This is a genomic window from Rothia sp. HMSC068F09 (assembly GCF_001812775.1).
Lineage (GTDB): Bacteria > Actinomycetota > Actinomycetes > Actinomycetales > Micrococcaceae > Rothia > Rothia mucilaginosa_A.
In genome coordinates, this window is sequence record NZ_KV810419.1 from 77,722 (window position 1) to 99,933 (window position 22,212).

At 63.4% G+C, this 22,212-nt stretch carries 18 protein-coding genes and 1 tRNA gene; 15 read left to right on the forward strand and 4 right to left on the reverse strand.

The genetic code is table 11. From position 1 onward, the window contains the following. Window positions 1–19 precede the first annotated feature (19 nt). On the forward strand, window positions 20–598 hold the full coding sequence (locus tag HMPREF2874_RS02560) for a 2'-5' RNA ligase family protein (RefSeq protein ID WP_070648843.1): 579 nt from the start codon (window positions 20–22) through the stop codon (window positions 596–598). A 94-nt stretch (window positions 599–692) separates the two neighbouring features. On the opposite strand, the gene HMPREF2874_RS09480 is transcribed toward HMPREF2874_RS02560, so the two are convergent. From HMPREF2874_RS09480 to HMPREF2874_RS02570, 3 genes are all read right to left on the reverse strand, one after another. Then, a complete protein-coding gene (locus tag HMPREF2874_RS09480) occupies window positions 693–944 on the reverse strand; it encodes a beta-propeller domain-containing protein (RefSeq protein ID WP_246823750.1) in 252 nt (83 codons plus the stop codon). A gap of 42 nt (window positions 945–986) precedes the next feature. Next, a complete protein-coding gene (locus HMPREF2874_RS02565) occupies window positions 987–2,087 on the reverse strand; it encodes a hypothetical protein (protein ID WP_246823751.1) in 1,101 nt (366 codons plus the stop codon). A gap of 274 nt (window positions 2,088–2,361) precedes the next feature. Further along, window positions 2,362–3,471 carry a mannose-1-phosphate guanylyltransferase gene (locus HMPREF2874_RS02570; RefSeq protein ID WP_080975263.1) on the reverse strand — a complete coding sequence of 370 codons (1,110 nt, stop codon included), beginning with the start codon at window positions 3,469–3,471 and terminating at the stop codon, window positions 2,362–2,364. Window positions 3,472–3,817: 346 nt separating this feature from the next. Here HMPREF2874_RS02570 and sdhC point away from each other — a divergent pair, with 346 nt between their 5' ends. The 14 genes from sdhC (at window position 3,818) to HMPREF2874_RS02640 (ending at window position 21,291) form a co-directional block, all read left to right on the forward strand. Beyond that, entirely contained in the window at window positions 3,818–4,276 is a 459-nt protein-coding gene (gene sdhC / locus HMPREF2874_RS02575; RefSeq protein ID WP_083309823.1) for a succinate dehydrogenase, cytochrome b556 subunit, read from the forward strand. A 3-nt stretch (window positions 4,277–4,279) separates the two neighbouring features. Beyond that, window positions 4,280–4,765: a succinate dehydrogenase hydrophobic membrane anchor subunit gene (locus HMPREF2874_RS02580; RefSeq protein ID WP_049333054.1), complete on the forward strand. Its 486-nt coding sequence runs from the start codon at window positions 4,280–4,282 to the stop codon at window positions 4,763–4,765. A gap of 53 nt (window positions 4,766–4,818) precedes the next feature. Beyond that, window positions 4,819–6,582 carry a succinate dehydrogenase flavoprotein subunit gene (gene sdhA / locus HMPREF2874_RS02585; RefSeq protein WP_070648844.1) on the forward strand — a complete coding sequence of 588 codons (1,764 nt, stop codon included), beginning with the start codon at window positions 4,819–4,821 and terminating at the stop codon, window positions 6,580–6,582. Window position 6,583: 1 nt separating this feature from the next. Further along, window positions 6,584–7,372: a succinate dehydrogenase iron-sulfur subunit gene (locus tag HMPREF2874_RS02590; protein ID WP_049342924.1), complete on the forward strand. Its 789-nt coding sequence runs from the start codon at window positions 6,584–6,586 to the stop codon at window positions 7,370–7,372. 285 nt (window positions 7,373–7,657) lie between these two features. Further along, on the forward strand, window positions 7,658–8,908 hold the full coding sequence (locus HMPREF2874_RS02595; RefSeq protein WP_049333049.1) for an amidohydrolase: 1,251 nt from the start codon (window positions 7,658–7,660) through the stop codon (window positions 8,906–8,908). A gap of 239 nt (window positions 8,909–9,147) precedes the next feature. Continuing rightward, complete coding sequence (locus HMPREF2874_RS02600) at window positions 9,148–12,249, forward strand: hypothetical protein (RefSeq protein ID WP_070648845.1); 3,102 nt, start codon at window positions 9,148–9,150, stop codon at window positions 12,247–12,249. An 80-nt stretch (window positions 12,250–12,329) separates the two neighbouring features. After that, window positions 12,330–13,076: a nucleoside triphosphate pyrophosphohydrolase gene (locus tag HMPREF2874_RS02605; RefSeq protein ID WP_049346551.1), complete on the forward strand. Its 747-nt coding sequence runs from the start codon at window positions 12,330–12,332 to the stop codon at window positions 13,074–13,076. 268 nt (window positions 13,077–13,344) lie between these two features. Then, the gene (gene eno, locus HMPREF2874_RS02610; protein WP_049342927.1) at window positions 13,345–14,625 is read left to right on the forward strand and encodes a phosphopyruvate hydratase; all 1,281 of its coding nucleotides are present in this window, start codon (window positions 13,345–13,347) and stop codon (window positions 14,623–14,625) included. 245 nt (window positions 14,626–14,870) lie between these two features. Beyond that, window positions 14,871–15,524 (forward strand): septum formation initiator family protein, encoded by a 654-nt coding sequence (locus tag HMPREF2874_RS02615; RefSeq protein WP_070648846.1) that lies wholly within the window; start codon window positions 14,871–14,873, stop codon window positions 15,522–15,524. A gap of 112 nt (window positions 15,525–15,636) precedes the next feature. Further along, window positions 15,637–16,236, forward strand: coding sequence for a DUF501 domain-containing protein (locus HMPREF2874_RS02620; protein WP_070648847.1), 600 nt, complete (start codon window positions 15,637–15,639; stop codon window positions 16,234–16,236). A 154-nt stretch (window positions 16,237–16,390) separates the two neighbouring features. Then, on the forward strand, window positions 16,391–17,344 hold the full coding sequence (locus HMPREF2874_RS02625) for a Ppx/GppA phosphatase family protein (RefSeq protein WP_070648848.1): 954 nt from the start codon (window positions 16,391–16,393) through the stop codon (window positions 17,342–17,344). Window positions 17,345–17,487: 143 nt separating this feature from the next. Further along, entirely contained in the window at window positions 17,488–19,083 is a 1,596-nt protein-coding gene (locus HMPREF2874_RS02630; RefSeq protein WP_083309824.1) for a S8 family peptidase, read from the forward strand. 502 nt (window positions 19,084–19,585) lie between these two features. Then, window positions 19,586–20,971, forward strand: coding sequence for an NAD(P)/FAD-dependent oxidoreductase (locus HMPREF2874_RS02635; RefSeq protein ID WP_070648849.1), 1,386 nt, complete (start codon window positions 19,586–19,588; stop codon window positions 20,969–20,971). 246 nt (window positions 20,972–21,217) lie between these two features. Continuing rightward, a tRNA-Leu gene (locus HMPREF2874_RS02640) sits at window positions 21,218–21,291 on the forward strand. A 302-nt stretch (window positions 21,292–21,593) separates the two neighbouring features. Here HMPREF2874_RS02640 and HMPREF2874_RS02645 read toward each other — a convergent pair. Continuing rightward, window positions 21,594–22,004, reverse strand: coding sequence for a DoxX family protein (locus HMPREF2874_RS02645; protein WP_070648850.1), 411 nt, complete (start codon window positions 22,002–22,004; stop codon window positions 21,594–21,596). Window positions 22,005–22,212: the final 208 nt, after the last annotated feature.

Below are 22,212 nucleotides of genomic sequence, written 5' to 3' on the forward strand. Positions count from 1 at the left end.
CGCAAAGCGCACGACACCCATGACAGAACCTCGCGAGCAATCGAGTCCCTCTGAGGCCTCCGTATCACCCACCCTCAAGCCCGGTCGCCGCTACCTGAGCATTATTGCTCACGTGAGCGGTGAGAATGCTCAGCGCCTGGAGGAGTGGAAGCGGGAGACAACGGGGGTCCCGGCCGCGTCAATGAGCACCCACGTGACCGTGTACGTGGCGGAGCTGGATGACTCCCTGCTGGATACCGTGCGTTCCCCGCGGTTTTCCGAAGACCTGGGTGCGTCGCGTTTCGAGGCTCGCTGGGGGTCGGTGCACTCCTTCCGCCCGGTGACCGAGGTGGAGTACCTGAACCTGGAGGCGGGCAAGGCCGAATTTGAGCGGATTCACCGGGATCTTGTTCGGATGCTCGGTACGGGTGCGGCCCCCTTCCCGTACGTGCCGCACGTGACCCTGGGCCACGGCTTGAGCGAGGGACAGGTGGCCAGCGCCCGCGAGGCGTTTGACTCCCTGCCCGCGGAGCGGCGCACCTTCACGGTGGACCGCCTGCACTGCTACTCCTACGACGGGCAGAACTGGGAGGAAATCGGGGTTCTGCCGTTGCGGTAGTAGCCAGCCTAAAACGCTAAGAGAGATGCGACCGATAGACTATCGGTCGCATCTCTCTTTATGCTTTCACGTGGTTTATTTCAGCGTGAGATCCCTAGTGGGAGTGGGACTCGCCAGACTCGTGTGCATCAGCGGAAGCCGAGGAAGAGGCAGAGCCGTGAGCTTCAGTGCCGTGTGACTCAGCCTCAACCGGCGCGGTGTTCGAGGAAGAGACGCCCAGGATCTCGTTGGGGGTCTTGGGCAGTTCCACGCTCATGAGCTCCTTCGGAGCCGCTGGGTTCGATAGGGACACCGCGATGAGCTTCTTGGTGGCCGGGTCGGTCACGTAGGCGGTCTTGCCATCCACCCACAGGGCCGGACGCTCGTCCTGCCAGGTCTCGGACTCGGTTCACGCCTCCATGAGCTGTACGGAGCCCAGCTCGGCGCCGGTTGCCGGGTCGAAGATGCGCAGCTTGCCGTCGGTGGTCAGCAGCAGTGCCTCACCCTGGGGGCCGCGAGCCAGCGATCGGAAGGTGTAGCTCACGCCAGAAGGCAGGGAGTAGACGGTGCGGGTTGCCGCGACGGTGTCGATGATGGAGAACTTCTCGGGGCGCTCCAGCTTGGCATCCTTATCGGTCTTGTAGTCCGCCAGAACGTACTGGGAGTCAGCCTTGCCCGCCTGGTTACCGGAACGCGAGTACGGGTCCTCGGGGTTGGTGACCTTGGTGAACTTGCCGTCCTTGTAGACCAGCGCGCCGTCGGTGCAGCCGATGGTGAACGCGCCGTCCTTGGCGATAGCTTCACCGTGCACGCCGGGGCATGCGGGGCTCTCGGTTACGGTCTTGCCCTGCGCATCCACAACAGCGGCGCCGGTGCGGGTCTTGGAGTCGCCGACCGCCACCAGGTACTGGTTATCGGGCAGGGGGATGGCGAAGCCGTGGTGCGGCTTCGGCAGGGTGACGGTGGTGGTCTCCAGGGAGGAGGCGGTGCGCTTGTCCTGGGTCAGCTTCGCCGGGTCGTACACGGCGAAGGAGCCGGTGCCGTCAGCGAAGGCCGCAACCCTGCCGTTGTCCTTGATGACGTGGCCGGTATGGTCGGCGGCGAGGCTCAGGGAGCTCAGGGAAGGCGCGGTGGTGTAGTAGTGCGAGTGATCGCCGTGCGCTACGGACCACACGCCGGTGTCCAGGAAGGTGTAGCTGTTGCCGTCGGCCACGACGAGATGGCGGTTATCGCCGGCATCGGAGAGGCGCAGGAATCCTTCCTTGGGGATGTCTGCGAGCAGCTTCATGTCCTTGGCGTCATAGACGAGCACGCCACCGTCGTAGGTGATGGCCACGCGGCTGGCAGCGCCCTTGCCTTCAGTGATGGGGGCGGGGGTTGCGCTCGCGGAAGTGGAAGTGCTGGGGTTGGTCTGTGCGTTCTGGGTGGCTTGGGAGCCGCATGCGGTCAGTGCGAGGGCGGCTACGGCGCCGAGCGTGCCGGCGCGGGTGAGGAAAAACTTACGGGTCATGTGCATGACAGAATATTAACATGAGAATAATTCTTTATTTAGTCTGATGTGCAGTTCATATCACGGTATGGAAAATTCTTTTGCGCCGCTCTCAAGGCTTCTGCGGCATGCCACGGGCCTCCAACTGGGCGAAAGCCCCTGAAAGCTACTGCGCCCCCGGACTTCAACTTTTTAGATGCAGAAAACCGGTTCCCTTCTGACCAGAAGGGAACCGGTTTTCTTAGAGGTATCTTTTGCTCGAGTAGGGTTCATGCGCCTACTCAGGGCCAAAATTTTAGAGGAGGTTGTTCAGGCCTCGTGCCTTGATCTCACCCACGGCATCCTTGACGGCCTGAGCCTTGGAGCGCGGTGCGACCAGCAGGGCATCGGAGGTGTCAACCACGACGATGTCGTTCAGGCCAATAATCGAAATCTTGCGATCGGTATTGGCCACAACAATGCCGGAGCAACCGTGGTTAATGACGTTATCCTTCTCGCCAAGGATGGTCAGCTGCTCGCCGCTCTTCTCGGAGTTGAGGCGTGCCACGGCGTCGAAGTCTCCAACATCATCCCAGCTGAAGGAGCCGGGAACCATGGCAACGTCGCCGGCGGCGGCGGCGGGCTCTGCCACCGCGTAGTCGATTGCGGTCTTGGGGAGGGTTTCCCACACCCGCTCCATGACGGCCTCGCGCTCGGGGGTGTCCCAGGCGTTAGCGATCTCCATGATGCCCGCGTACAGCTCGGGCTCGTTGGCCTCGAGGTGCTTGAGCATCAGGGCGGCCGGTGCCACGAACATGCCGGCGTTCCAGGTGTATTCACCGGAGTCCAGGTACTTCTGTGCGGTGGCGGTGTCTGGCTTCTCGACGAAGGTGTCCACGGCGTGCGCGTTGGGAGCATCCTCGATGCCCAGGGAAGCGCCGGCGTGAATGTAGCCGAAGGCGCTGGAGGGTTCGGTGGGGGTAATGCCGATGGTGACAATCTTGTCGGTGGCTGCGGTGATGACAGCCTCGGTCACCACGCGGTGGAACTCGTCCACGGGGCTGATGACGTGGTCGGCTGCGAAGGAGCCGATGATGGCGTCCGGCTCGCGGCGGTGGATGATGGCGCATGCCAGGCCGATAGCTGCAGCCGAGTCCTTGGGGGAGGGCTCCAGCACCAGGTCAGCGGCGCGCAGCTCAGGAATCTGCTGGGTGACCGCATTGGCGTGCGAGGTGCCGGTGACGACCATGACGGAACCGTTGCTGAGGTCGATGAGACGGTCGTAGGTGTCACGCAATAGGGAATTGCCCGACGAGGTGAGGTCGAGCAGGAACTTCGGGGCGTGCGCGCGGGACAGGGGCCACAAACGCGAGCCAACACCGCCGGCGGGAATCAGCGGGCGGAATCGAGTGAGTGCAGTATTCATCGCTTCAAGAATAACGGGTGAATTTGTCATATATCGAATTCTTTTAGGATTTGGCAGAAAATGTCAGGCGGCTCTCATTGGGGGAGGGGCGCATTGTTAGGTTAAGGTTACTTCCGCATCAACTCGGGGTAAATCGTAATATCGCAAAAAAAATATAACCTAATTCACCTTTATAGGCTGGGAAAAATCTATAAACAGTGTGTCAATAAGCTGTGAATTTACCTGATATCTTGGAAGTAACAGACGAACAAAGCAGTCGGCGAGTACATAGTCGTGACCGGCTCGCAGGGAGGCGCCCGGTGCCCCTTTGCGCCCCGAGCCCGCCGTCTCAGCAGGAGGTTATTCAGTGTTGAATGGTTCTAAGGGAACCCTCTACCGCGGCCGTTGGGGCATGTGGTCCTGGGTTGCTCACCGCATTACCGGTATCGCGATTTTCTTCTTCCTTCTTGTCCACATCCTCGATACCGCCGTCGTGCGCATCTCTCCGGAGGCCTACAACGGTGTGCTGGGCCTGTACAAGAACCCCATCATGGGCCTGGGTGAGACCGCCTTGGTCGCAGCCATCGTCTACCACGCCTTCAACGGTATCCGCATTATCCTCATCGACTTCTGGGGTAAGGCAACCAACGCACACGTGGAGCACATCCAGGCGAAGAACAAGGACGGCAACGTCGAAATCAGCCAGAAGGCAACCTACGTGCACGTCAAGATTCTGTGGGTTGTGCTGATTCTCTGGGCACTCACCGTTGCCGGCTTCGCCGCCCGCCACCTGCCGATCGTTTTCTCGCACATTGGAGGTCACTAAACCATGGCTACTCCGCTTAAGCCCCGCACCTACGTACCCCGCCTGCGTGATAACCGCATCGACGGTGTGAAGTACAACCGCTCCTCCTCCAAGCGCAACAACTTTGAGATGTTCGCCTGGCTGGGCATGCGCCTGTCCGGCGTCGTGCTTGTGATTCTTATCTTTGGTCACCTCTTCTCGAACCTGATGGTCGGCGACGGCATCCACGCCATCGACTTCGGCTTCGTGGGTGGCAAGTGGGCCAACCCCTTCTGGCAGGTCTGGGACCTGCTGCTGCTGTGGCTGGCCATGCTGCACGGCACCAACGGCATCCGCGTCATCATCGACGATTACGCCGAGAAGGACCGCCTGCGCGTGTGGCTGAAGGTTATCCTCTTCGCTGCCTCCGCATTTGTCCTGCTGGTTGGTACCCTCACCATCTTCGCGTTTGACCCCTGCCCCTCGGGCGCAGCGGCCAACCTGCTTCCCAGCTTCTGCGCGGCACACTAACGACGACGTAACCGGCAGACAAATTCAAACATCGAAAACACAGAAAGAACATCATGCAGGTACATAAGTACGATGTAGTGATCGTCGGCGCCGGCGGTGCCGGTATGCGTGCCGCTATTGAGGCAGGCCAGCGAGTCCGCACCGCGGTTTTGACCAAGCTTTACCCGACCCGTTCCCACACCGGTGCGGCGCAGGGCGGTATGTGTGCCGCTCTGGCCAACGTCGAGGAGGACAACTGGGAGTGGCACACCTTTGACACCGTCAAGGGTGGCGATTACCTGGTCGATCAGGACGCGGCAGAAATTATGGCTAAGGAAGCCATCGACGCCGTGCTCGACCTGGAGAAGATGGGTCTTCCCTTCAACCGAACCCCCGAGGGCCGCATCGACCAGCGCCGCTTCGGTGGTCACACCCGCGACCACGGTAAGGCTGCCGTGCGCCGCGCATGCTACGCAGCTGACCGTACCGGCCACATGATTCTGCAGACCCTGTACCAGAACTGCGTGCGTCACAACGTTGAGTTCTACAACGAGTTCTACGTGCTCGACCTGATTCTGGTCAAGGACGAAGAGGGTAAGCCCCGTCCCGCCGGCGTTGTCTCCTATGACCTGGCAACCGGCGAGGTGCACGTCTTCCAGGCCAAGTCCGTAATCTTCGCATCCGGCGGTTGCGGCAAGATCTTCAAGACCACTTCCAACGCCCACACCCTCACCGGTGACGGCATGGCCATCGCACTGCGCGCCGGCCTGCCCCTGGAGGACATGGAGTTCGTTCAGTTCCACCCGACCGGCCTGGCAGGCCTGGGCATCCTCGTGACCGAGGGTGCTCGCGGTGAGGGCGGTATTCTCCGTAACGCTGACGGTGAGCGCTTCATGGAGCGCTACGCACCGACCATTAAGGACCTCGCACCCCGCGATATCGTGGCACGAGCCATGGCAAACGAGGTGCGCGAGGGCCGCGGCTGTGGCCCCCACAAGGACTACGTGCTGCTGGACCTGACCCACCTGGAGCCCTCGCACATCGACGAGAAGCTGCCGGATATCACCGAGTTCGCTCGTACCTACCTGGCCGTGGAACCGCACCACCAGCCCATCCCGGTGTTCCCCACCGCGCACTACGCAATGGGCGGTATCCCCACCAACAACGAGACCGAGGTGTACCGCAACAGCGAAGAGACCATCCCCGGCCTCTACGCAGCCGGTGAGGTTGCCTGCGTGTCCGTGCACGGTGCAAACCGCCTGGGCACCAACTCCCTGCTCGACATCAACGTCTTCGGTAAGCGTGCCGGCCGTAAGGCCGCCGAGTACGCCGCATCCGCCGAGTTCGTTCCCGTTCCGGACGACGCAGCAGATCGTGTGCTGAACATGCTCAACGGCATCCTCGAAGGCAAGGGCACCGAGAAGGTCGGCGCTATCCGCGCAGACCTGCAGAAGGCCATGGAGGCCGACATGCAGGTGTTCCGCACCGAGGAGACCATCCGCGCCGCACTGGCCACCATCGAGAAGCTCGAAGAGCGTTACAAGAACATCTCGATTCAGGACAAGGGCAAGCGCTTCAACCTCGACCTGCTCGAGGCCGTCGAGCTGGGCTTCCTGCTCCAGCTCGCCAAGGTCATGTCCGTCGGTGCGCTGCACCGCAAGGAGTCCCGCGGCGGTCACTACCGCGAGGACTACCCCAAGCGCGACGACGTCAACTTCATGAAGCACTCGATGGTCTACCTCGACCCCGAATCCGAGTTTGAGGGTGTTAAGGGCCTGCGATTCGACACCAAGCCCGTTGTCTACACCCGTTACGAGCCGAAGGAGCGTAAGTACTAAAATGGCTGAAAACGAACTTCCCGAACCGGAATCCGTCAAGCTATTTGAGGGCATGACCGGCGGCGATTCCGACTCCATCCCCACGTACGACGTGATTATCAAGGTGCGCCGCTACAACCCGGAGGTTTCCTCCGAGGCGTACTGGGACGAGTTCCCGCTGACCATGTACCGCACCGACCGCGTGCTCGACGCCCTGCACAAGATTAAGTGGGAGCTGGACGGTTCCGTCTCCTTCCGCCGTTCTTGTGCACACGGCATCTGCGGCTCGGACGCGATGCGCATCAACGGCCGTAACCGCCTGGCCTGCAAGACCCTGCTCAAGGACCTTGACCTGACCAAGCCGATTACCGTTGAGCCCATCAAGGGTCTGCCCTGCGAGAAGGACCTCATCGTTGACATGGAGCCCTTCTTCCAGGCATACCGCGAAATCATGCCGTTCTTCATTAACGATTCGAACGAGCCTGAGCGTGAGCGTCTGCAGACCATTGAGGACCGTGCACGTTTCGATGACACCACCAAGTGCATCCTCTGTGCAGCATGTACCTCGTCCTGCCCGGTCTTCTGGACCGACGGTCAGTACTTCGGCCCCTCCGCTATCGTGAACGCTCACCGCTTCATCTTCGACTCGCGCGATGATGCAGGCGACCTGCGTCTGGAAATCCTGAACGACAAGGAAGGCGTGTGGCGCTGCCGCACCACCTTCAACTGCACCGAGGCATGCCCCCGTGGCATCCAGATCACCAAGGCTATTGCCGAGGTGAAGCAGGCCATCCTGAGCCGTTCGCTCTAGAACGTTCCTTCTCGGATTCTTGAAGGCCAAACGCCTTCTGCGACAAGCCGTCGCCCCTCACCGGGCGGCGGCTTGTCGCGTGTCCGGGGTAGGGGAGAGAAACCGGGGGAAGCCGGAGTGCGGGAGAGGCACGCCCCGGAACCCCGCAGCCCTCGCCGCCTGCACCTCCGACGAACCTCCGAGCGGTCTTCAAAAATCCGTCACAAAGTCACAGACATTCTTAAAGGGCCGGTAACGGCCGGGACGGATAGGTAAACCGTCACCGGGAGGGTTATTCTACTGTGTATGGTTTTTGCTAATTCTCGCTACGATTTGTCCACCCCCGTCTTCGACGATTGGGTGGAGCGCATGATGGGCACCCTCGTGCAATTCCGCCGCGAAGTGCACGCCAACCCCGAGCTTTCCTTCCGCGAGGTCGTCACGACCGAGCGCCTCATGAACCGACTGCGAGAAGCCGGCATGAACCCCATCGCCTGCGAAGGCACGGGTTGCTATGTCGACATCGGAGACGGCCCCTTCGCCGCGGCTCTGCGCGCCGATATCGACGCACTGCCCATCGTCGAGCAGACCGAGCTGCCCTACTCCTCCACGGTTCCCGGCGTGATGCACGCCTGCGGCCACGATATTCATCAGACCGTCATGTTGGGCGTGGCGCTGGCGCTACACGAGCTCAACGAGAAGACCCCGTTGGGCCGTAGCATCCGTATTCTTTTCCAGCCGGCCGAGGAGCAGCTACCCGGTGGTGCCGTACAGATGATTTCCCAGGGCCTGCTCAAGGACGTTCCGCGTGCTTTCGCCCTGCACTGTGACCCGAAGGTGGACCTCGGTCAAATCGGTACGCGCATCGGTGCGATTACCAGCGCCTCCGACACCGTGAAGATTCACCTGAGCGGCCACGGCGGCCATACCTCCCGACCCCACCTGACCGAGGACCTCATCTACGCGATGAGCCAGATTGCGGTGCAGGTTCCCGCCGTGCTGACCCGCCGCACCGACGTTCGTTCGGGCGTGCTGGTTGCTTGGGGCCAGGTCAGCGCCGGCGTCGCCCCCAACGCGATTCCCGCCGAGGGCTACCTGGCCGGCACTATGCGCTGCCTGGACGTTGAGGTGTGGCGCCAGGCGGGCAACCTGCTGGACGAGGTCATCGAACAGGTCGCCGTTCCCTTCGGCGTGGACGCCCGTGTGGAGCACATCCGCGGCGTGCCCCCGGTCGTGAACACCGACCTGGAAACCACCATGCTCGAGAACGCCGCCCGCGCCGAACTGGGCGAGGATTCCATCGTGCTCGTCGAGCAGTCCATGGGTGGCGAGGACTTCGCGTGGATGCTGCAGGAGGTGCCCGGCTCCATGTTCCGACTGGGCACCCGCGCCCCCGGCGACCCCACCTACGACCTGCACCAGGGCGACTACGCCCCGAGCGAGCAGGCCATCGGCATTGGCGTGCGCGTCATGGCCGCGACCGCCCTGCGCGCGGTGCGCTTCGAGCTGGCCAAGGCCGCGAAGGCCGCCAACCCGGTACGAGACGAGGCCCGCTAGGCCCCGGGGTACCGAGCCGCGCATCCCGCGTTCTGCCGGCGTGCGGGTTGCAGGTTATGTCGTTTCATAGAGTTTCGCCTCGCTATCGGTCGGATAGCGAGGCGAAACTCTATGCACACGATAGAATTAAAGAGATTATGAGGACATCAGCGTTGTGCCCGTGAACCCGCGCGTGGTCGCGAGGGAGGTTCGGCGGGCACCGCGCGTATTCACGGCGCACGCCGAAGGAGGACGCCCAAATGAGCTTCTTTGGGATCGGTAAGAAGAAGTGGGATGAACAGGCGCGCGAGGCGGAGAGCACCGCGGCACAGGCCGGGCACGAGGAAAGCAAGCCGTCCCGCGGCTCGGGGCTGAGCGACAAAATTATGGAGCAGCAGCAGTGGGAGGATTCCCTGCGCCGTTTCGTGAAGTCGGAGGGCACCCGCCAGAACCGCGACGAGGAACGTTCCGAAGAGTATCGCGCCGTGGAAGATCTGAAACGCGCCCTCCTGCACGATGACGAGGAGACCCCCTCGTTCACCGAGGGTTCCCTCTCGAATACCGGCAAGACCACCGACGAGGAAGAGCGTCGTAGCATCCTGGAGGCTCTGAACTCCTACCCGCACGAGGACTCCGAGGCCGCCGCGGCTCCCGAAGCCCGCGAGGAGAGCAACGACTCCGAGGCCGTCGAGGACGCCCCGGCTGCTCCGGAGACCCCCGCCTTCCTGCGCGACGATGAGGACGAAACCTCCGAGAAGACCGAGGGCGACTCCTCCGAGAAGGCCGAACCCTCAACCGACACCGCCGAGGATGCTCGCTCCCAGTTTGAAGAGCACCTGCGCGCCGTCCGTGCGGAGAGTTCCGCGGAGGAAAGCCCGGCTACCTCCGACGTCGACGACACCGACCGTAACGCTGCCGCCGAGGAATACCTCTCGGCTGAGCAGATTCGCGAGGCGCGTACCCGCGCCGCCATCGTCGAAGCAAAGAGCGCCGGCCTGGACGACCTGGCCGCCGTCTACGCGGCTCGCCTGGGCCTGAATCCGGAGAGCGAAGAGGGTAGCTTCGAGGAGGTTGAGCAGGCCGAGGAATCCGAGGCCGTTGCCGCTAAGCAGCCCGCCGCCGAGCACTCCGCTTCCGAGCGTTCTACCGAGCCCGAATCCCTCAGCGCCGAGCCTACCCGCTCAGGCGAAAAGACCGAACCTGCGGCGGAGGTACTTGTGAGCGAAACGGCCACGGTGGAGGAGCTTTCCGAGCCTGCCTCCGAGCCTGCCGAGCCTTCTAACGAGTCCGAGGAGAAGCTCGAGGCCGCTAAGGACGAGGCAAAGAAGGACACCGAGGACCCCGCATCCGAGCCGGGATCCGACGAAGCCGCCTCCGCCGAGCAGAAGCTGAGCGCCGATGACGCCGAGCTTGTGGCCGAATCCATTGTGCTCACCGCCCCCGCAGAGGGTGCCGCGGACCTCCCCGTCCTCGGCGAGCAGCGCGCCCTCCACTCGCTGACTGAGCTCATGCGCACCCGCGGTTCGGGAACCCTGAGCCTGGAGCTGCGCCAGGTGGATGAGGACATGCACTACCGCCTGCTGCACCGCGGTCGCGAGGTCGAGAACGGCATCGTGCTGCCCGGCGTTGACTGGTTTGCGCCCGTCGCAGCCCTGTACACCGAGGCCCAGGAAGCCGGCGCGACCTGGAACCGTGCGGCTGTGACCCTGAACCCGCGCCTGGGTGAGGGCCTGGAGGTGCACGCCTCCTACCTGGGGGCCGTAGATGGGCAGACCACCCACGAGAGCTTCCTGCTCGAAACCCCCGCCCGCGAGGAGACCTCGGTTGTGGCTACCGCTGAGGCAGCCGAAGCTCACCAGGCTGAAGCACCCGAGGTTGAAGCACCCGAGGTTGAAGCACCCAAGGCTGAGGCATCCGAGTCCGGCGATTCCCCGAAGGTTGAGCCCGAGACCCCCGCAGCTGAGGCTCAGCCCTCCGAGGAAGTCCGCGAGGAACAGGCTCCCGAGCAGGTCGAGCGCCAGAGCGCTCCTGCGGGCCTCGCCGTTGCCGGCGCTGCCGTGACCGGTGCCGCCGCGCTCGCCGCCTCGGCCTCCGAATCGGGCGAAGCCTCGGTCGCCGAGCCCGAGTACGAGCACGACTACGATAATGACCCGATTTTCGGTACCGCCAACTCGCAGGACGCCGAGGCTACTTCCGCACAGCCGGAGCAGCCCGAGGTTTCTGAGGCTGACGAGGACACCGAGCCCGTGCACGCCCAGCCCGATGCCGCTGAGGCTGAGGATGCTGAGGCCGAGGCCGTCGACCACGGCGAAGAGATGGAAGCCGCCCTGGCCGCTATCGTCGCCAACGCCCAGGAGAAGCTGGACGATCCGCAGGAACCCGAGGAAACCTCCACCGAGGCTGCCGCGTTCGTCTCCGTCGAGGAGCCCGCGGCACCGGTCGAGGCTCCTGCCGCTGAGGCTTCCAACGCTGAGTCTTCCGCCGCGGAATCCTCCGCTCACGAGGCTCCCGCCGAAAAGGGTGAAAAGACCGCTGAGGAGGTAGCATCCACCGAGGCTGAGCCCGAACTGCCCACCTTCCTGAACGACCGCGAGTTGGTGCCCGCCGACGAAGCAGAGGAACCCTCGAAGACCGCGAAGGCAGAGGAACCCGAACCCGCCCAGGTCCGTTCCGAGGAACCTGCAAAGGCGGAGGCACCGGCGCCGGCCGTCACCGGTGCGCTCGCCGCCGCAGCATCCGCTGCTCCCGTTGCTTCTTCGGCAGCATCCTCGGCGGTGCCCTCGGTACCCTCGACCCCGGTCCTGAGCGAGTTCAACGAGCTGCCCACCGTCGCCGACGAGCCGGATACCCCCGCATCCCAGCCGGTGAGCCCGCTGGTTCCTTCCGAAACTCAGCTGGCCGAGGGCAACCTCGTGCTGACCGAGGCCCAGGTCGCCCAGCGTCTGGCCCCGGTCGTCGAGCACCTCTTCGGCGAGAATGGCACCGCGAAGGACGCCACGACCGTGCTGATTCGCGTGCGTGCGCTCGGTTCGTACTACGACGCCCTGACCCACGTGCGCCGCAACGGCTTCTGGGAGCAGGCACGCACCTTCGAGCTGATTCCCGAAACCCTGCTCGATATTCCCGCCCTGAAGACCGACTCGTACAGCGAGGGTGAGGGCTCGCCACTGGCCATGAGCCTCACCTTCACCCCCGGCGTGCCGGTACAGGCTGCGTTTGACTATGCGAACGAGCAGGCCTTCGTCAGCTACCCGCGCCCGCTGGATGCTGAACGCTACGTGGAGGAGCTGCGCATGTTCCCGCGTCTGGGCTCGAAGATCCCGGCGCACATGACGAGCGCCCTGTCGCACTGGAACCTCTAAAACCATTTGAGCCGCGCCGGCTCCCCGTGTGGGGGTCGGCGCGGCGCGCTGTATTCACACTTTCGATGAGGAAGACCGCTATGACTGATACCCCCATCACTCCCGATTTGCCCGCCACCCGGAGCAGCGAAGACACCGCCCGTCGAGCCGGAGGGGCCTTCGAGACGCTCGTTGAGACGATGGCCCGCCTGCGCGCTCCCGGAGGCTGCCCCTGGGACGCCGAGCAGACCCACGCCTCCCTGATCCGCTACCTGGTGGAGGAAGCCTACGAGGTTGTCGAGGCGGTAGAAACCGGCGCCGAGCCGAATATGCCGCTGCTGCGTGAGGAGCTCGGCGATGTGCTGCTGCAGGTGGTGTTCCACTCTGATATTGCTGCGGCAAACCCGCAGGGCTTCGACATTGTGCAGGTGGTTGAGGGCCTGGTGCAGAAGCTTCGTTCGCGCCACCCCGATGTGTTCGCGGCTGAGTCTGAGGGCTCTTCGGAGGCACCCCGCACCGCCGCCGAACAGCAGGCGGCGTGGGACGAGCTGAAGAAGAAGGAGAAGAGCGACCGTGGCGCGCTGGACGGTATTCCGCCGCATCTGCCGGCGCTCGCCATGGCTGAGAAGACTGCTGTGAAGGCACGTAAGGCCGGCATCATTCTGCCCCCGGAGCCCACGAGCATGGACGACGACCTGCGTTATATGCACACCGAGGAGGATTTCGGCGAGCTTTTGTTCGCGCTGGTCTGCCGTGCTCAGCGCAACGGCCTGGACGCCGAACGCGCCCTGCGTTCGTACATCCGCCGCTATGTTGCGCAGCATACGAATGACGAGCCGCGCTATTAACCGTGGGTGACGCCCCGCCGGTTGGGGTCGTGTTGTGCTTTGGGATACATCCCACACGCGCGGTCGGCGGGGGAGCGGGGGCTCTCTGCGCGTCGATTGCCGCGTCCTGTAGGGCTACTAAGGGTTCCATACACCTTCACTAAGGGGTCTAAAAAAGCGGTGGCTACTAGTGTGTTTGTGTGGGAATTTTGCTAGAATTTAGGGGACGCGACGCGCCACGATCGGGTGCGTCGTTCACATCCTTGACGTCTCATAAGGAGAACAATCCATGGCTGTTATTACCGCAGTTCACGCACGCCAGATCCTGGATTCCCGCGGCAACCCGACCGTTGAGGTCGAGGTTCTGCTCGAAGACGGTGCATTCGCCCGCGCAGCTGTGCCCTCGGGCGCATCCACCGGTGAGTGGGAGGCTGTTGAGCGCCGCGACGGCGACAAGTCCGTATACCTGGGCAAGGGTGTTCTGGGCGCAGTGAAGTCTGTTATCGAAGAAATCGCTGAAGAGGTCATCGGCATCGAGGCTTCCGACCAGCGCGCTGTTGACGCAGCCATGATTGCTCTGGACGGCACCAACAACAAGGGCAAGCTGGGCGCCAACGCTATCCTGGGCGTCTCCCTGGCCGTGGCCAAGGCTGCTGCTGAGTCTGCAGACCTGCCCCTGTACAAGTACCTCGGCGGCCCGAACGCCCACGTTCTGCCCGTCCCCATGATGAACATCCTCAACGGTGGTTCTCACGCAGACTCCAACGTTGACATCCAGGAGTTCATGATTGCTCCCATCGGCTTCGAGACCTACTCCGAGGCTCTGCGTGCAGGTGTTGAGGTTTACCACTCCCTGAAGTCCGTGCTGCACGACCGCGGTCTGGCAACCGGCCTGGGCGACGAGGGCGGCTTCGCACCCAACCTGGAGTCCAACGCAGCTGCACTGGACCTGATCGTTGAGGCAATCGAGAAGGCCGGCTACAAGCCGGGTGAGCAGGTTGCACTGGCTCTGGACGTTGCTTCCTCCGAGTTCTACAACGACGGCGCATACGACTTCGAGGGTCAGAAGAAGTCCGCAGCCGAGATGAGCGCATACTACGCTGACCTGGTTGCTAAGTACCCGCTGGTTTCCATCGAGGACCCGCTGGACGAGAACGACTGGGAGGGCTACAAGACCCTGACCGAGCAGATCGGTGACAAGGTCCAGATCGTCGGTGACGACCTGTTCGTGACCAACCCCGAGCGCCTGGCTCGCGGCATCAAGGAGGGCGCTGCTAACGCTCTGCTGGTGAAGGTGAACCAGATCGGTTCGCTGACCGAGACCCTGGACGCAATGGAGCTGGCTCAGCGCCACGAGTACCGTTGCATGGTTTCTCACCGTTCCGGTGAGACCGAGGACGTCACCATCGCCGACCTGGCTGTTGCAACCAACGCAGGCCAGATCAAGACCGGTGCTCCCGCACGTTCCGAGCGCGTTGCTAAGTACAACCAGCTGCTGCGCATCGAGGAAGAGCTGGGCGACGCAGCTGTCTACGCTGGCAAGTCCGCATTCCCCCGCTTCAAGGCATAAGTTGCTGAAGCATATGACCGCGTAAGCGGTTAGACCTCAAGGAGGCGGCGCTACCCCAATCGGGGTGGCGCCGCCTCCGGCTGTACCCGGGAGAGCACCCGTTACCCGGGTAGCGCAGAAAGCCCTGGAGCCCCTCGAAATAGGCCAGGAAACAGTCCCGGAAGGAACGCTCAGGCGGGTACACAAACCCGGGTAGAATAGGTAGAAGCGCACCGCTGTAGGAACAACGATGGGGGAGAGAACTAATGAGCCAGCGAGCAGACGAGCAGACCCGGCGTAACGCAACGGGTCGCACCTCGGCTGAGGACCGCGGCACCGCTCAAACCTCCACCGATTCCCAGAAGCCCTCGGCGGCCCGCCAGGCCGGCACCTCCCTGTTGAAGAAGGCCAGCGCGCTCTTCTTCGGCGTGGGCCTCAACCGCCGTCACCCCGAACGCGAACGCGCGGAGCAGGCCCGCCGGCAGGAACGCGCGCGGCGCCGTGCCCGTCGGCAGAACGGTGAAGATGAAGGCTACGCCACACCCGTGGCCGCCCACATGTTTTCCGGGCGAAGCTTCCTGATGACCGTTATGGTGGGCGTGATTGCCCTTGGCACCGCATACCCGGTGCTGACCTACATGGATCAGGACCGGGAAATGAACCGAATCCACACCCACATCTCGCAGCTGCAGCAGGAGAATGCCCAGCTGAAGGCCGAACAGACCTGGTGGAACGACGATAACTACGTTCGCCAGCAGGCCCGCAGCCGCCTCTACTACGTCAACCCCGGGGATACTCCCTACGTGGTCACCGGCATTACCGAGGACTCCACGAAGGCGGACGGTACTTCTGCGAACGCGAAGAACGCCCCCGAGGAAGCCTGGACTACCAAGGTTTGGAATTCTCTCGAGAAGAACTAAAACCGCGCCGAGCGGCTGACCGAGAGGCTCGCCGCGCAGACCGGCGACCCGCCACGAACCCACGACCCTACGTTCCCGGACCGCACGAGCGGACAGGACAGGAATAAGGACTATGAGCACCGAAAACACCATTGAGGACCTGAAGAACCGTACCCCCGGCGGTTTCGGCGTGACCGTTGAAACCCTGAAGCCCACCGAGCAGGACATCCGTGTTCTCTCCGCACAGCTGGGCCGCAAGGTGCGCGACGTGGTCGAGATTCCCGCCCGCTGCGTGTGCGGCAACCCGCTGGTCGCCGCCACCGCACCCCGCCTGAGCAACGGCACCCCCTTCCCGACCGTGTTCTACCTGGCGCACCCGGTCATCACCGCCGCCGCATCCCGCCTGGAGGCTGGCGGCCTCATGTACGAGATGACCGACTCGCTGGCTGAGGATGCAGAACTGGCCGCTGCCTACGCCGCAGCCCACGAGAATTACCTGGCCGAGCGTGAGCGCATCCGCCTGATCAGCGGTACCGACGAGGTTCCCGAGATTGACGGCATCTCTGCCGGCGGCATGCCGACCCGCGTGAAGTGCCTGCACGCCGTCATCGGCCACACCCTCTCGGTGGGACGCGGCGTGAACCCGATGGGTGACCGCGGCCTGGACGCTATCGCAGAATGGTGGACCCCCGAGGCATGCTCCTGCGACCCCGCCTGGCGCGAGGAAGCCTAAATACTGATTTCGATGCGCCCGCACCGTCGCCCGTGACGGCGCGGGCGCATAATAGATAGAAAGAGCGCCGAGAAGCGAAAACAGCTTCGCCTGCGGCGCTCGCGTTGCCTTGGGCAGCGAACGATGATGACGATAGTCCTGAAAGGAACCCACCGTGCGCGTTGGAGCGATTGACTGCGGTACGAACTCTATCCGTCTGCTGATTGCCGATTCCACCACTGAGGTGGTGGACGGGGTCGAGAAGACCGTCCTGAAGGACGTTGTGCGCGAGATGCGCATCGTGCGTCTGGGCCAGGGCGTGGATGCGACCGGCTGGCTGGCGCAGGAGGCCCTGGACCGCACCTTCGCGGCGGCTCGCGAGTACGCCGTACTGTTGCGTGACCACGACGTGGACTCGGTGCGTTTCGTGGCGACCAGCGCAACCCGCGATGCGGGTAACCGCAACGTCTTCGTGAACGGCATCCGCGACATCCTGGGCATTGAGCCCGAGGTGATTAGCGGCGACGAGGAAGCCGCGCTCTCCTTCGCGGGTGCCGTGCGCGCCGTGGGTGCGGGCGACGGCGACACCCTGGTGTTCGACCTGGGCGGTGGCTCCACCGAATTCGTGCTGGGGGATGAGTCGGGCGTGAAGGCTTCCCGCAGCGTCAACATCGGTTGCGTGCGCCTGACCGAGCGTCACATGGTGAACGCGCCGGCGACCGAATCGCAGATTGCCCGCGTTGAGGCAGACACCGACGAAGCTCTTGACGTGGCCCGCAAGACCGTCCCCCTGCAGAACGCCCGCCGCGTGGTGGCCGTGGCCGGTACCGCGACGACGATTGCGGCGGCCGCCCTGGGCCTGGACCGCTACGACTCCGAGGCCATTAACGCGCAGACCTTCTCCATCGAGACCGTTCAGAAGACTTCCCGCTGGCTGGCTTCCCTGGACCGTGCCGAGCGCGAGGCCCTGGGCTACATGCACCCGGGCCGGGTGGATGTAATCGGTGCCGGCGCAACGATTTACGCCCGGATCCTGACTCGCCTGAACGAGCTGACCGACGGCGCGGTGGATTCGGTGACGGTGAGCGAGCACGACATCCTGGACGGCATCGCGCTGTCTCAGCTGTAGCCCGTTACTTCGGCAAAATCCGCCCCGATTCCGGGCCGGAAATCCTAACGGCCGACCCGCGCGGTGCGGGTCGGCCGGCCTGTATTGTCTAGTTGAGCTTGCTTCACCAGGTGAGTTTGCGTCGTTCAGTTGAGGAGAAACGAATGGATCGGTTTGCGCGTGCCGCGCGGTGCATCCGCCGCCCCCTGGGTGTTCTGCGTTCGGCGGGCTCGAACCCGGTGCGCTCGCGTGCGGCCGGGTCGCTGGCCTCCGCCGCCCTGCTGGCCCTGTTGCCGCTGGGGCCGGCCTCGTGGCTGACCGCGGCCAACGCGACCGATCCCAGCTCCTCGGCCACGGCCTCTCCGAGCCCGAAGAGGGAGGTGACTGCGACCCCCTCGCCGTCGGGCACGGCGGTGCCGAAGAGCACGGCCGCCCCGAGCCAGGGTGCGGATACCGCCAACGGCGACGATGTGCGCCACCGCGAGTACTGGCTGAACGAGTACGGCATTACCTCGCTGTGGTCGCAGGCCACGGGTAAGGGCGTGACGGTTGCCGTGATTGACACGGGCGTGGATGGGAGCCACCCGGATTTGGCGGGCAACGTGCTGCGCGGTACCGACGTCTCGGGTGTGGGCAGCGAGGACGGCTGGCAGGGCCTGGGCGCGGAGCCGATGCACGGCACGGAGGTCGCCTCGCTGATTGCCGGCCACGGCCATGATACTCAGGGGTACTCCGCGATTGCGGGTCAGCCGGGTAAGCCGACCGGCATGATTGGCGTGGCCCCGGATGCGAAGATCCTGCCGATTTCGCTGAACATGGGTACGACCGGCGGTAAGAGCATCGACGAGCAGATTCCTGCCGCGGTGCGCTACGCGGTCGACCACGGCGCACAGATTATCAACATGTCGATTGGCTCGAATAAGACGAGCTGGCCGCAGAGCTGGGATGACGCTTTCGCCTACGCCGAGCAGAAGGGCGTGCTGATTGTGGCGGCGGCGGGTAACCGCGGTAGCGGCCTGACTCAGGTGGGTGCTCCCGCGACGATTCCGGGCGTGCTGACGGTCGGCGGCGTGGACCGAAAGAAGCAGGTTTCTGAAGGCTCGTCGACGCAGGGTATTTCGATTGCCGTGGTTGCTCCGAGCACCGACATGATTGCGGCGGCCCCGGGCAACGGGTACATGCTGTGGTCGGGCTCTTCTGCGGCGGCCCCCCTGGTGACGGGCGTGGCGGCGCTGTTGAAGCAGAAGTACCCGCAGGAGTCTGCGGCTCAGCTGGCCCAGCGTTTGATTGCCTCAGCCGATGACGAGGGCGCTACGGGTCGTGACCCGCTGTACGGGTACGGCGTGTTCAACCCGCAGGACGCTATGGCTCTGCCCTCGCCCACGGTGACGGCGAATCCGCTGGGTTCGATGTCGGAGTGGATTGCGGTGCACCGCAAGCACCAGGTGAGTGCACCGTCGCCCAGCGATGCCGCGCCCGTGCACGAAGAGGGCGAGAACATCGTGAAGCAGGCCGCCCCGGACGCGAGCCGCCCGCCGGAGGACCGCGGCTGGTTGCCTCCGGTCATTGTGGGTGCGCTCCTGGTGTGGGTCACGATTATTACCGCCGGTGCGGTGCATCGTCTGCACCGGATGCACGTGCGGGCAGGCGACGCGGCCCGTCAGGTGGGGACCGCTGTGCGCGAGCAGGCGCATCACGCGGCGGAGCACGTGCCGCATCCGCATCACCAGCCTCACCGGCGCGGCGGTTCGTCGTCGTAGCGGTGGGCGGCCCCGCGGGATTGCACTTTTTGCGGGGTGGGGGAGCGGCTAATGCCGGTCCGTTATATTTCTTGCCTTAGCTCGTTCGCGAACGGCTGAGTTTTTGCGGGCCGCGGTGATTCTCTCTCATGGCGGTACCTGATGGGTTCAAACGCACCCAATCGTAACGAAAAATTCGAAAGTTGAACGAAAAAATGGAAAGGGTTCTCCTAACCGTAAGTGCCTTATCTTGTGTGAACCTCGTTCAAGCCTCGAAACTTTTGGCTTAGGTGTGCCTTCGAGAGGGCATAAATGCGATTTCACCTAAACAAAAGGCGTAAAATATATGGTGAACCGGGTATGTATCAGACAGGCTCGTGCCGCTAGCCACTTCGCGTTGCGTAAGGACTTCCAGGGCGAGCCGCTTCGTTTGTTAGGAAAGCTTTCGGAACGAGCCGGAGGCTGCGCATACCACCCTACCGGGATGAGAACTCCCGGTACCTGAGACTAGGAAGTAACTAACATGGCATTCACTAAGGTGGCACAGGACCGTCCCCGCGTCCTGATTGTCGGTGGTGGCTACGTCGGCTTCACCGTTGCTAAGAAGATTCAGAAGGCTATCAAGGAGACCGGTGGCGTCGTCACCATCGTCGAGCCGAACCCCTACATGACCTACCAGCCCTTCCTCCCCGAGGTTGCGGCAGGTTCCATGGAAGGCCGTAACGCAACCGTGCCGCTGCGTCAGCACCTGCGCGACACCGAGCTGATCCCCGGCCGTGTTGTCTCCATCGACCACGCAAACCGCACCGCCGTCGTTGAGCCCACCGATAATGGTGAGCCCTTCGAACTGAAGTACGACGAGATCGTGCTGGGCGCCGGTGCCGTGACCCGTGCCTTCCCGATTCCGGGTCTGGCAGACGTCGCCATCGGCATGAAGACCATCGAAGAGGCCGTCTCGGTTCGTAACTGGGTTCTGGACCGCATCGAGGTCGCATCCCTGCTGACCGACGCTGAGGCTCGTCGTCGCGCCCTGACCTTCGTGATCGTGGGCGGTGGCTTCGCCGGTATCGAGACCATCTCCGAGCTCGAGGACATGGCACGCGTGGCTGTCGAGCGTAACGAGCGCCTGTCTGTCTCCGATCTGCACTTCGTGCTGATTGAGGCCGCACCGCGCATCATGCCCGAGGTCCCCGCAGACCGCGCCGAGAAGGTTGTCGCAGAGCTGCGCGCCCGCGGTATCGAGGTTCTGCTCAACACCTCCCTGGCTGACGCAACCGACGGCAACCTGCAGCTGATCAACATGGCTGACAAGTCCCCCGCCGGCGAGATCTCCACCGACACCCTGGTCTGGACCGCAGGTGTGGCAGCGTCCCCGATGCTGAAGAACACCGACTTCCCGATTGACGAGCGCGGCCGCGTGCGCGTGAGCGCCGACCTGCGCGTCACCGGTGATGACGGCGTGGTTGAGGGCGCATGGGCTGCAGGCGATAACGCTGCTGTTCCGGACCTCTCCGGCGGCGGTGTGGGCGGCTTCTGCGTCCCCAACGCTCAGCACGCTTCCCGCCAGGCTGTTGTTCTGGCTAAGAACCTGCTGGCTGCTCGCCGCGGCGAGCCCCTGACCGACTACTACCACGAGACCATCGGTGTTGTGGCAGGTCTGGGCCTGTGGAAGGGCGTTGCAAACTTCAAGGGCAAGACCATTGGTGGCCCGCTGGCTTGGATGATGCACCGCGGCTACCACGGTTCCGCAATCCCCACCACCGAGCGTACCGTTCGCGTTATGACCACCTGGGCTCTGAACCAGATCTTCGGTCGCGATACCTCCTCGATTCGTCACCAGCGCTCCCCGCGCCTGGCATTCCAGGAAGCAACCGGTACCGCTCCCGCACCGCACAAGGCAAAGCTCTAAACCGAGCTGGCCGATAGCCGGTGAGGCCGCTTAGGCCTTGGACGTGAAACGGGCGGCGCCGAGGACTTCGGTCTTCGGCGCCGCCCTTCGCTGTATTCACGGTGTTTCCCAGGGGTGGCATTTCGTCATCCAACCTGCCCCGCCTCGGGCGAGAGCCGGTGCGGGCTATTGGATACCGAGGAGCGGATATGCGTTACCCGGGATTCGTGGAATAATGGTGTTCTATGTTTGGTGTGCACTAAACGAGCCCCCATAGTCCAATTGGCAGAGACAGAGGACTTAAAATCCTTGTGTTCTGGGTTCGAGTCCCAGTGGGGGCACTGCGTTGAGAGGCGGTATAAAGCCGATAGGCATATATAGACGGGCGGCGGCTCTTCCCGTGGGGGAGGAGCCGCCGCTTGTGTATTTGAAGTTTGCTGTTTGGACGTTAAAAGGCGATGCCCCCGACCCATACTATCGGGGGCATCGTCGAGCACGCGGCGGTGCTCTCTTCACCGCGGGTAGATAAGGGCCGCGCGCTGCCGGAATCAGCGCGGCCCGGCGGTGAAGCCTGGCTCGACTACCGGTGATTGGTTGCCCGTGCGGGGCACCGAGCCGGAGGTCGAAAGTCTATCTGTGGACGCTACTTGCGGCGTGCGAAGAGCGCGTCGATGGAGAACTTGCCGGCGCCGGTGAAGAAGAAGGCTGCTGCGATTGCGGCAAGGGTGAGAACGTATTCGTAGCCGCCCTTGGAAGCGGAGAAACCTGCCGCGAGGTGGACGAAGATGAGGGCGCCGCTCATGGATACTACAGATGCTGCTGCCGCGATGCGGGTGCCCGCACCCAGGATAATCATGGTGCCGCCGAGTAGTTCGGTTGCCATGGCGAAGTATGCCGCTGCGGCTGCCATGGGGATGCCCATCTGCTCGAAGGATGCGACGGTACCCGCGGGGGTCCATTCGAATGCCTTCTGGATACCGTGCATAATCATGACGAAGCCGAAGACGAGGCGGAGGATAAGTAGGCCGGCGGATTTTATGGTGTCGTTGTTCACGCCTTTAAGTTTGACAAGTAAAGTTTTACACTTCAAGTAAATTTAGTTTATAGCGGAAAAGGGTGCAAAAAGTGGTGAAAAATAGGGCTAAAAAGTGACTTGCATCCCAAAAAGAGGGGTTTTGGATGACGTTTTGTGACGGCGCTCAATACATAAAACCTCCTCTCGGCGGCTTCCGGAACCCCAAAAACATGAGACCCTTAAAGGA

What these genes read in the sequence shown, in the direction of transcription:
- HMPREF2874_RS02560 (WP_070648843.1), top strand. Translation starts at nt 20, where the DNA reads ATGACAGAACCTCGCGAGCAATCGAGTCCCTCTGAGGCCTCCGTATCA.
- HMPREF2874_RS02565 (WP_246823751.1), bottom strand. Translation starts at nt 2,087, where the DNA reads ATGACCCGTAAGTTTTTCCTCACCCGCGCCGGCACGCTCGGCGCCGTA.
- HMPREF2874_RS02570 (WP_080975263.1), bottom strand. Translation starts at nt 3,471, where the DNA reads ATGAATACTGCACTCACTCGATTCCGCCCGCTGATTCCCGCCGGCGGT.
- HMPREF2874_RS02580 (WP_049333054.1), top strand. Translation starts at nt 4,280, where the DNA reads ATGGCTACTCCGCTTAAGCCCCGCACCTACGTACCCCGCCTGCGTGAT.
- sdhA (WP_070648844.1), top strand. Translation starts at nt 4,819, where the DNA reads ATGCAGGTACATAAGTACGATGTAGTGATCGTCGGCGCCGGCGGTGCC.
- HMPREF2874_RS02590 (WP_049342924.1), top strand. Translation starts at nt 6,584, where the DNA reads ATGGCTGAAAACGAACTTCCCGAACCGGAATCCGTCAAGCTATTTGAG.
- HMPREF2874_RS02595 (WP_049333049.1), top strand. Translation starts at nt 7,658, where the DNA reads ATGGTTTTTGCTAATTCTCGCTACGATTTGTCCACCCCCGTCTTCGAC.
- HMPREF2874_RS02600 (WP_070648845.1), top strand. Translation starts at nt 9,148, where the DNA reads ATGAGCTTCTTTGGGATCGGTAAGAAGAAGTGGGATGAACAGGCGCGC.
- HMPREF2874_RS02605 (WP_049346551.1), top strand. Translation starts at nt 12,330, where the DNA reads ATGACTGATACCCCCATCACTCCCGATTTGCCCGCCACCCGGAGCAGC.
- eno (WP_049342927.1), top strand. Translation starts at nt 13,345, where the DNA reads ATGGCTGTTATTACCGCAGTTCACGCACGCCAGATCCTGGATTCCCGC.
- HMPREF2874_RS02615 (WP_070648846.1), top strand. Translation starts at nt 14,871, where the DNA reads ATGAGCCAGCGAGCAGACGAGCAGACCCGGCGTAACGCAACGGGTCGC.
- HMPREF2874_RS02620 (WP_070648847.1), top strand. Translation starts at nt 15,637, where the DNA reads ATGAGCACCGAAAACACCATTGAGGACCTGAAGAACCGTACCCCCGGC.
- HMPREF2874_RS02630 (WP_083309824.1), top strand. Translation starts at nt 17,488, where the DNA reads ATGGATCGGTTTGCGCGTGCCGCGCGGTGCATCCGCCGCCCCCTGGGT.
- HMPREF2874_RS02635 (WP_070648849.1), top strand. Translation starts at nt 19,586, where the DNA reads ATGGCATTCACTAAGGTGGCACAGGACCGTCCCCGCGTCCTGATTGTC.